Annotated in this window: 2 protein-coding genes; both read left to right on the forward strand. The window is 41.5% G+C overall.

The annotated features are described in order from the left end of the window. The coding region (locus tag F6K53_RS38905; protein WP_293085214.1) for a reverse transcriptase domain-containing protein at positions 1–588 on the forward strand (588 nt) is incomplete at its 5' end. Positions 589–637: 49 nt separating this feature from the next. Then, positions 638–1,702 (forward strand): group II intron maturase-specific domain-containing protein, encoded by a 1,065-nt coding sequence (locus F6K53_RS38910; RefSeq protein ID WP_293085216.1) that lies wholly within the window; start codon positions 638–640, stop codon positions 1,700–1,702. The last annotated feature ends 211 nt before the right edge of the window (positions 1,703–1,913 follow it).

The following is a 1,913-nucleotide window of genomic DNA, read 5'->3' on the forward strand; positions in this document are numbered from 1 at the left end:
AAAAAGGTAGTAAATCTGATGAAATTGTTAATAAACAGCAAATCAGCATTACTACTGGCGATACAAAGGGTAACACAGATTAACAAAGGAAGAGGAACTGCTGGAGTAGATGGAATAACGGCCTTAACTCATAGACAGAGAACCAGCCTAATTAAGAAGTGGAACTGGAGTAAAGCAAACCCAACTAAACGAGTATACATCCCTAAACGGAACGGTAAAAAGAGACCTTTAGGAATACCCACCATAAACGACCGAATAGGTCAAGCCATCCTAAAAATGGCATATGAACCGGTATTTGAAGTGAATTTTGAACCGGGAAGTTATGGATTCCGACCCGGAAGAAGTTGCCACGATGCTATCCAAGACATCTTTTCCACTTTGAAGAAAGGGAGTACACACAGATGGGTACTAGATGCCGACATCAAAGCCGCATTTGATAACATCTCCCATGAATTCATAATGGATAAGATTAAAGGATTCCCAAAAAGGGAAGTCGTATTGAAATGGTTAAAGGCAGGGTACATGGAAGAAACTAAATTCCATGAAACCGAAACAGGGACACCTCAAGGGGGAATAATAAGCCCATAAAAGCGCAAATATAGCCCTTGACGGAATACAAGAATGGATATCAAAACCCATGGTAACCATCGAGTATAAAACCAGGAACAAGGACAAGATGACGAACAGAAAGAGGGAGGTGAATAAGTATAAATTTGCTAGATACGCAGATGATTTCGTCATAACCAGTCAGACAAAGGAGAATCTCGAAGATTTAATTCCAATGTTAGAAAGCTGGCTAAAACAAAGAGGACTGACCCTAAACAAACAAAAAACCCAAATCAGAGACATCAGAAAAGAGGGATTCTCATTCCTCGGATTTGATATACGACAAAGCAAAAGCACAACTCTTCGGATAGGAAGCAACAGGTATGAACGAAAGGCTCACAAAATGAGAATTAACGCCAGACCTAATGCAAAAAGGACACCTTCACCAAACGCCAGGCCAAAAGAAGAAGAGAGTTACTCCTGCTTCATAAAACCCGGTAAGAAGGAAACCAAAGAATTCCTAGCCAAGATACGGGGATATCTCAAGAATGAGGCAAGAGTGTTAAGCTTCGATACGGTATTAAAAAGACTGAACTCCAAAATCAGGGGATGGTTAAATTACTACCGATTCGTATGCTCCAAGAAAACATTCCAGAAAATCAGGAAAGAGGTATTAGACGCCATATACAGGTTTCTAAGGCGTAAACATCCTTTGAAGCCATGGAAATGGATTAAACGGAAATACTACACAACGGTTGACAAAGACCCCCACAACCCATACGCCAAAACCAACGGTAAAAGGAAAAGGGAAGAAATTCTGATCAACGCTGCCAAAGATGTACCAATAATCCGATATGAGAAGGTAAAAGGAACAAATTCACCATTTGACCCAACACTAACAGAATATTGGCATAAACGCCAGACGAAATGGGGTAAAACCAAATTCGCCAAAGGCAGTAAATACGAACAAGTCTACACAAGACAGAAAGGAAAATGCCCCATATGCGGACTACCAATCTGTATGAATGAAGCGTTCGAGGTACATCACATCCTTCCAATCAGGGATGGAGGCAATAACAGTGCTAAGAACCTAACAATTCTACATCGACACTGTCATAAAGCCAAGCACAAGCATCTACATTCCCGGGTGGACTGAATAGGCTTGAGCCGGATGAGTGCGAAAGTCTCAAGTCCGGTTCTTAGGGGAGGAGGAGATGGTAACATCTCCTACCTTACCCGACCAAGGGTAAATTGTAAACTACGATACAGTAATTCCTAGAAATTAGAGCCCAGCTTTTAGCCAGCCTGCTCATGCCAACACCATTGCTCAAGATTAGTTTGGGAATGCTGATCTTTGCTGTGGAATT

It is taken from the genome of Moorena sp. SIO4A1 (assembly GCF_010672065.1).
Lineage (GTDB): Bacteria > Cyanobacteriota > Cyanobacteriia > Cyanobacteriales > Coleofasciculaceae > Moorena.

Excerpts from the sequence above, each read along its gene's own strand:
- F6K53_RS38910 (WP_293085216.1), top strand. The coding sequence starts at position 638 with ATGGTAACCATCGAGTATAAAACCAGGAACAAGGACAAGATGACGAAC.